This window comes from Parabacteroides sp. Marseille-P3160, assembly GCF_900162725.1.
Taxonomy (GTDB): Bacteria; Bacteroidota; Bacteroidia; order Bacteroidales; family Tannerellaceae; genus Marseille-P3160.
The window spans coordinates 1,947,577-1,954,998 of sequence record NZ_LT799418.1; the positions used below are offsets into that span (position 1 = coordinate 1,947,577).

8 protein-coding genes are annotated in these 7,422 nt (G+C 42.6%); 3 read left to right on the forward strand and 5 right to left on the reverse strand.

The annotated features are described in order from the left end of the window. Positions 1-4 precede the first annotated feature (4 nt). From BQ8014_RS07700 to BQ8014_RS07705, 3 genes are all read left to right on the forward strand, one after another. A complete protein-coding gene (locus tag BQ8014_RS07700) occupies positions 5-1,567 on the forward strand; it encodes an MBOAT family O-acyltransferase (protein ID WP_080903866.1) in 1,563 nt (520 codons plus the stop codon). Between the two features lie 42 nt (positions 1,568-1,609). Continuing rightward, complete coding sequence (locus tag BQ8014_RS19165; protein WP_139785098.1) at positions 1,610-1,840, forward strand: hypothetical protein; 231 nt, start codon at positions 1,610-1,612, stop codon at positions 1,838-1,840. Positions 1,841-2,095: 255 nt separating this feature from the next. After that, on the forward strand, positions 2,096-2,905 hold the full coding sequence (locus tag BQ8014_RS07705; protein WP_080903867.1) for a Fic family protein: 810 nt from the start codon (positions 2,096-2,098) through the stop codon (positions 2,903-2,905). A 543-nt stretch (positions 2,906-3,448) separates the two neighbouring features. Here BQ8014_RS07705 and BQ8014_RS07710 read toward each other — a convergent pair. The 5 genes from BQ8014_RS07710 to BQ8014_RS07735 all read right to left on the reverse strand — a co-directional run. Next, positions 3,449-4,453, reverse strand: a complete 1,005-nt coding sequence (locus BQ8014_RS07710; RefSeq protein ID WP_080903868.1) for an acyltransferase family protein — start codon at positions 4,451-4,453, stop codon at positions 3,449-3,451. Between the two features lie 34 nt (positions 4,454-4,487). Continuing rightward, the gene (locus tag BQ8014_RS07715; RefSeq protein WP_139785099.1) at positions 4,488-4,925 is read right to left on the reverse strand and encodes a hypothetical protein; all 438 of its coding nucleotides are present in this window, start codon (positions 4,923-4,925) and stop codon (positions 4,488-4,490) included. A 301-nt stretch (positions 4,926-5,226) separates the two neighbouring features. After that, a complete protein-coding gene (locus BQ8014_RS07725; RefSeq protein ID WP_080903871.1) occupies positions 5,227-6,156 on the reverse strand; it encodes a GNAT family N-acetyltransferase in 930 nt (309 codons plus the stop codon). Next, entirely contained in the window at positions 6,110-7,078 is a 969-nt protein-coding gene (locus BQ8014_RS07730; protein ID WP_080903872.1) for a DUF2156 domain-containing protein, read from the reverse strand. Before BQ8014_RS07730 ends, BQ8014_RS07725 begins: the two co-directional genes overlap by 47 nt. 64 nt (positions 7,079-7,142) lie before the next feature. Next, on the reverse strand, positions 7,143-7,422 hold a 280-nt coding region (locus BQ8014_RS07735), incomplete at its 5' end, for an SLC13 family permease (protein ID WP_200814368.1).

The window sequence follows — 7,422 nt, forward strand, 5'->3', positions numbered from 1 at the left end:
CTGTATGATTACATTTTTCAGGAATCTATTTGAATCTCTTTCCACACAGTTTTCCCTGGATAACTTGTGGGAATTGTTGCATTATCAACCGGCTGCTCCGATGTTATTCAGCAGCGGCCTGTTCTTTTTCCTGTTTATTGCATTTCTGATGATTTACATTCCTCTGCGTAAGCATACGCTGGCCCGTTTTATCTATGTCATTCTCTTTTCCCTTTTCTTTTATTATAAAAGCAGCGGACTTTGGTTGGTGCTTCTGATCATCGTCGGGACACTGGACTTCTTCATTGCCCGCGGCATCTTTTTATCCGATGTCCGTTGGAAACGGCGGGGGCTGGTTTTCCTGAGCCTGTGCATCAATCTGGGAATGCTGGCTTATTTCAAATATACCAATTTCCTGTACCAATCGATCGTCCAGATTGCCCAGGGGTTCGGCGAGTTATTTGGCAACCCGGCTCTGTCCGGCCTAAACTATGAGAAACTGGATATTTTCCTTCCGGTCGGCATTTCGTTCTTTACATTTCAATCCATCAGCTATATTGTGGATGTTTACCGTAAAAAGATAGAACCGCTGAACCGTTGGGTGGACTATCTGTTTTATGTTTCCTTCTTTCCCGGGCTGGTGGCCGGGCCGATTGTACGCGCCCGCGACTTTATTCCCCAGATGCATCGCCATCCGGTACTGACCCGCGCCCAACTGGGGGAAGGGCTATTCCTGATTATTTGCGGCTTATTCAAGAAATGTGTCATATCGGATTATATTAGCCTCAATTTTGTAGACCGCGTGTTCGATGCACCCTTGCTTTACACCGGTTTGGAAAACCTGTTGGGCGTCTACGGATACGCCTTGCAAATTTATTGCGACTTTTCCGGATATTCGGATATGGCGATCGGAATCGCTTTGCTGCTGGGTATCCGTTTTCATATCAATTTCGATTCGCCCTACCAGTCGGCGACCATTACCGAATTCTGGAGGCGTTGGCATATTTCACTTTCTTCCTGGTTGAAAGACTATTTATACATATCCCTGGGAGGAAACCGGAAAGGACGCGTACGTACTTACGTTAATTTGATCCTTACCATGCTGTTGGGAGGCCTGTGGCATGGAGCTTCGATTAGTTTTATCCTGTGGGGCGCCATCCACGGCGTTTCGCTGGCCATCCATAAATTCGTGATGGAACGTTTTTCCGGTTTTAAGAAAATGGGAAGCGAGATGACGCCTTTCCGCCGTTTTTTCGGGATCTTTATCACATTCCATGTCGTTTGTTTCGGTTGGATCTTTTTCCGTGCGGATACGATGCAGGCGGCGGGCGAGGTGCTGACACAAATCTTTACGAACTTTCATCCTGAAGTATTCGTGCAGTTTATAACCGGTTATAAAGGCGTGACGATCCTGATGCTGGTCGGATACCTGCTCCATTATACTCCTAAGCGCCTGGAAGCGGGCGTGCAGAATGCAGTGATCCGTTCGCCTTTAGTCATGCAGGCACTTTACCTGGTAGTCGTTATATTTATTGTCGTCCAGATGAAAAGCGCGGGAGTCCAGCCCTTCATCTACTTCCAATTCTGATCCTTTAAATCTCTAAGATGCTGAATATAAAAGGCCGGCGGTGTGAAAATTGTTTTACACCGTATTGAAATCCGTTTTTCACCGTACCAGGGCAAACTAATAATGCCAGATCAATCTTCTGAAATCAATTTTATAGGAGCAGCAAATATAAGTCCATTACAATTGGATAAAATAATAAATATAATAATTGGGACTGATGTTTATGAAAATCCGTATTACACAAAAATATTTTTTCGTACTACAGATATTCTAAAAAGAGATTTCTTCCATTAATTCATACCCATACTTCTCCCGCTCCTTTAGTAGAGTCAAAAGGATTAAGGCCAAAGTACCTTTTTTTACTTGAGATTTCCACTTATTTAAAAAATCTTCATTCATGATGCAAATCATAATAAAAAATACATAGTAATACTATGTATAGAACAAAAAAGAAAAGGGAGAATTGATAATCAGATAAACAGTCATAAAATAAAAGCATTACATTTGTAGTAAACAGTAATAATAGGAATCAGCCTTAGCTTATTAGTTATGGAAAAAGGGATATGGAAAGAAATAGAAAAACTAAACCGGGAATTTAATAAGCTTGGTATTGATCAATCGGTAGACTATGAAAAGTACTACCTCTACTCGCTTATTGCCCATTCCACGGCTATCGAAGGCTCTACTTTGACTGAGATGGAGACTCAACTTCTTTTTGATGAAGGCGTAACGGCTAAAGACAAGCCGCTCATTCATCATTTGATGAATGAGGACTTAAAAAAAACGTACGATTTTGCAATGGAAGAAGCGAAAAAGAAAGTGCCTATTACGCCACAGTTTTTGCAAGAACTGAATGCTATGCTTATGAGGAGCACAGGATCTGTACATCATACGATGGCGGGGTCGTTCGATTCTTCAAAAGGTGAATACCGCTTATGCGGCGTAACAGCGGGGACAGGAGGTTATTCTTATATGAACTACCTGAAGATTCCGGCTAAAACAGAAGAACTCTGTTCTATCATCCGTGAGAGATTAAAATCGGTTGCCTCATTTCATGAACAGTATGAGTTAAGTTTTAATGCACATCTTAATCTTGTTACTATCCATCCATGGGTAGATGGTAATGGCAGAGTTTCCCGTCTGCTGATGAATTATCTGCAATTCTATCAGGGTTTATTTCCAGCCAAGATTTTTAAGGAAGATAGAGCTGAGTATATTCTTTCTTTACAACAAGCACAAGAAGAGGGAAATAACATTCCTTTTCTTGATTTTATGTCTATGCAGCTAAAGAAGTCTTTATCCTTAGAGATAGAAAAGTATGATCGCTTTCGTAAAAAAGGATTCCGTTTTATGTTTTGAATGGAAAGCTGGTTTATAACAAACGAACGTTTAGAAGGCCAGCAATGAACAACTGATTTCAATTAATTTAATGATCGTTTTTTTTTCGTCATTATCCCCGGAAGGTTTTGAAGAAAAGTTTCGATCCTGGATAAAAGAAATGGGGGAATTTTATTTGCCATTGTAAACTGTTTTTTTTATTACAGACAATCTGTCTTTTGACGTATAAATGTAAGCCTTTTAGAATCAATGGAAAACAATAAACGAAGGGCTTTTAATACGCCTTTAATTTATTTTAATATTATAATGCGTTTTCCCTTTCATCGTACTCGTTTTTTTATTTTACCATGGTGGGCCTGCAGACACACCAAGGTGAGCCTGGTGGCCCATCACGGTGAGCCACCAGGCCCACCATGATAAAATAATACATTGAGTACGTGAAAATACAGAATTGAATTCGCCGAATGATTCCAGTGGGAATATAAATTACACATAAGCAATTTATTTACATGACTTTAATGAAGTCGAAGGAGGTTTTTCTGCAGTTCTTCTGTTCTTTTCTTCTTATGCACGTTTTTTCCCTAAGACAAACGGCGTATATTTATTAATAAACCAGATGGGAATAATCATGCTGGCCATAGCGATGGCGCCGACGATCAGTTTCAATAGGTATTTCCCTTCAAAGAAATCGGCTGATACATTGTAATGCCACATAATCACTCTCATAATAATTGCAATGCTGTAAGTATGGAAAGCCAGTATCACAATTGTATTATTCGCCATATACTCAATAATGTTTACCTTCCCGAAGAAATCCGATATCCATTTTACCAGAATAAACACAGGAAGTAAAATGAGGAAACTGCCGAACAATTCGACCAATACCGCCTGGAGGTGAGTCGGTTGGCCGATGAAAACGTAAGAAAGGAGAAGGTGAACGCCTAAAGAGACCAGGCCGATAAACAAGTGATTCCCTTTCTCCATAAATTGGAAAATTTCTTTTCTGTATAAAGAAGCAATCCCGTAAAACGGCATATCCTTACATAGCATGTCCAACGAACAAGGGGTATCGACTAAATCGACAAACAGGTTGACGAAGGGGAACAATAGTAAAATAAAAGTAGCCGGCAGGCGCTTCATCCGCCTAAAAACCAGATAAAAAGTGCATTGTATGGCAAATAGGCAAGGGATAAACCACAAAGGGAGGCAAATCAACCGGGGAACGCCCCTGAGATATTCCAATACCGGTTGATAAAAGGGAACGGCCAAGTACTCGGGTGTTCCCATTGTTTTGCCGATGACCAGCCAGCACGCATAGAATAAGATAAAAAAGCAGAAATAGGGAAGGATAATTTGTTTGCTTCGGTGGGTAACGTATTGTCTGAAAGTCGGATATTTATCGGCTCGGAACAGCAAACCTGCAAGGAAAAAGAAGCAGGGCATCCTTAGTAAATGCAAGGAGGCTCCGCCTAATCCCTCCAACCGGGGTGCAGCATGGAAGTATACGACTAAGAATATACTTAAAAACTTAGCGTAATCGACCCAAACATAATGTTTCTGAGAAGCCATTTTTTGCGGGTAATATAGACGGCAGTATTACGAATCAGTGCTTCTCAAAGTACAAACAGCCTTTTTTATTATTGAAAAACAATTGCAACCCGTCGTCTTTTAAGGCGTATGAATCAACAGCCCGGAACCCCTCCTCAAAAGGATCTCCTCCGATTATTCCTATCGTTGTCATGAAAGTATTAATAGATAGCCGGATATTTTCTTTATCCAATTCGTATTTGCCGGCAATAGTGTTTGCCGCACCCTTTGTGAAAAATTGACTGCTGTCTGCAACAAACTTCAGAATATAGGAATCCGCCGCTTTTATGGGTGCAAATGGAATAATCGTATCCGCTTCGATATCCATTATTTTCACACACTCCCAAGTCGTCCCTCTCAGAAGATTCACATTCTCTTCATTGTCATTATCATCGTCGCAACCGGTCGCAATGACGGCCAAACATAAAACCCAAAATAAATTCATTAATTTCATAATATTCCGTTTTAAAGTTGTTTATTATTCCTTGCTTGCATACCATCTCCGGTAAGCCATAGGTAAAGCCGATATCGGATAAGATTGCATTTATAAAATAGAGATGCAAAAAGAGGTCGGAATGTTGCATGCAAAGAATTAATAAATAGACTTCCACGGTTTGCTTTTATCAGATCCTGTGAGGAATGAAAATCCTACATTACAGTACACAATACAAAAAAGATTACCTATTTTCTCTATATAAGCAAAAGTCGGCGGAAGGGACGGCCTGTAGTGATGGCTTGTGGTTTGTTTTTTTCGATTAGTCCATCATCAAGCTCATATAAGCTTTCTTTTGCGGATATTGCAATAAATACTGGGTGAGGGAAGGGGTATCCATCTGATGTAGCTGTGCGGGATCATCCAGCGGATGCCGTGCCGTCCATAAACGGATCATCCGCTCGCGGTCGATGATCCGGGCCATTCCGAAGGGAGTGGATTCTTCCGCCTTGGGCGGGACGCGGCAAATCGCCTTTTCCGCATGAAAAAGGATCGATGCTTTATGCAACAAGGCCTCCTTTGCTTCTTCCCCGTCATAGAAGATCTCCTGTACAAAGACTTCGCCTTCGATTGAAGGAAGCGCAAAAGCGGCGCCGCAGATCTTTCCGCCGAGACGGGCGACCAGTAGCCGTCCGTCGCTTGCCCGTAAATCGATCCGGTTGACTTTCCAATCTTCTTTCGTATGCAAAACATAACAAGGCCGCTGGCGTTGTTTCCGGTCCAGGTAAAAGTCTACTTCCTCCGTCTCTTCCGGCCCCTCGATCGTTACCTGAATCAGGGAATGGGAGGGAAGGGTCTCTCTGTCGAAACTCTCTATGGAAAAATCGAAACAAGTAGCATATCCGAACCGGTCATAGTAGTTGAACAGCCAGGACTCGGCGGGGATTATCACGGTCAGGGCAATGCCGCGGGTTTTCATCGTCTCGAATGATCTTTCCAGAAGTTCCGCCATGTGCCCTTTTCCTCTTTCCGGTTCTATTGTGCAGGCCCCGTAGATATAAGAAACGGGAATCACTTCTCTTTCGAATGTCATCGGATAAGGAAGCATCTGCAGCGCCGAAACGATCCGGCCTTCTTTTTGGAGGGTTAAGGCGTTTTCCTCTTTGTATACACGATCGAAAAAAAGCCGGACGAATTCCGGCGGATCATTGAACACATTTTGCCATAGGTTGATGATCTGTTGCTTTCTCATCTGCTGTCTCCTTTAATTCATTATCCCGGCGTTTGACTACGGCGCTTTTCTCCAGTAAGATTGCCGGGTTATAGGATAGTTTGGCCTGCCGCAAGCCCGGAAGGCCTAAATCTTCTTCCCGGTTGACATAGATGTATTGTTCGGGGATACGGGATGCAAATTCCTGGTTGATGAGGCTGAAGACTCCGTCATAATTGATATCCGCTTTTTCCACATGTACGCCGAAAGTATTATGATTAATGGGAGAACCGAATGTAAAGGCCGCGATCTGTCCCTCTATGGCAATTGCTCCGCCCAGAATGCCTAACTCCTTGAAGTGTTGCAAGGCAAAAACGAGCGACCGGTTTTCGTGTTGCAGATCTTCCACATCTTCCTTCGTCCGGTTGGCGTGGTACCATTTGCTTTCCAACTCCAGGCACTGGGGGATAATCTCTTCGGTCAGCGGAATATATTCGTAGGGATAACGGTTCTTAAATTTATTGATATGGTTTCGTTTGGACTGGAACTTTTTACCTTTAAGGAAGGCCAGGTCCTCCCGCAGATAGATATAATCAAAATAATCGCGTTCCGGTATATAAATGAAATCTCCGGGAAGATACTTTTCCAATGTTTGCTTAGAGTCCGGTGTAACACCCAGGATGCAGAGCGGATGCCCGTTAGCATAAGAGTCCGCTTCCATCAGGTCGATCACTTTGGATAGGTTGCCGTTTCCTACCGGAAACATGTAAGCGATGCGTCCTTTATCTTCTATCCAAAACCGGATCACCAGAAATCCGTCTACAATAGCGTATTCGCTATCATAAAAGAAACGCCAGCTACACATATTCGCAAAAGAAAAGTCACAGTTTTTATATTCGCTCGGGATCGTAAAAGACGTAATGATGTCCCTGTCCTTTACTTCGATCGGTTTAAATGATAACATAAAAATATTTCTCTTTTATTATTGGGTTCATGCACCTATAAAACTAAATTTCGTCTTCTTTTGTTCAAAAAGGAAACAAAAAGGGTAATAGTAAGACCATAATCACACCCATAATGATTTGTAGCGGCAATCCGACTTTTATGTAATCCATGAATGTGTATTTACCGGCCGCCATCACCAAGGCGTTGGGCGGCGTGGAGAAAGGAGAAGCAAAACACATGCTGGCTCCTACGGCAACCGCCATCAGGAAGGCATAGGGACTGACATTTATCGATAGCGCCGCCTGCATGGCGATTGGAGCTACCAGTACGGCGGTAGCCGGATTGCTGATAAACATGGTCAGC

What these genes read in the sequence shown, in the direction of transcription:
- BQ8014_RS07700 (WP_080903866.1), top strand. Translation starts at nt 5, where the DNA reads ATGATTACATTTTTCAGGAATCTATTTGAATCTCTTTCCACACAGTTT.
- BQ8014_RS07705 (WP_080903867.1), top strand. Translation starts at nt 2,096, where the DNA reads ATGGAAAAAGGGATATGGAAAGAAATAGAAAAACTAAACCGGGAATTT.
- BQ8014_RS07710 (WP_080903868.1), bottom strand. Translation starts at nt 4,453, where the DNA reads ATGGCTTCTCAGAAACATTATGTTTGGGTCGATTACGCTAAGTTTTTA.
- BQ8014_RS07715 (WP_139785099.1), bottom strand. Translation starts at nt 4,925, where the DNA reads ATGAAATTAATGAATTTATTTTGGGTTTTATGTTTGGCCGTCATTGCG.
- BQ8014_RS07725 (WP_080903871.1), bottom strand. Translation starts at nt 6,156, where the DNA reads ATGAGAAAGCAACAGATCATCAACCTATGGCAAAATGTGTTCAATGAT.
- BQ8014_RS07730 (WP_080903872.1), bottom strand. Translation starts at nt 7,078, where the DNA reads ATGTTATCATTTAAACCGATCGAAGTAAAGGACAGGGACATCATTACG.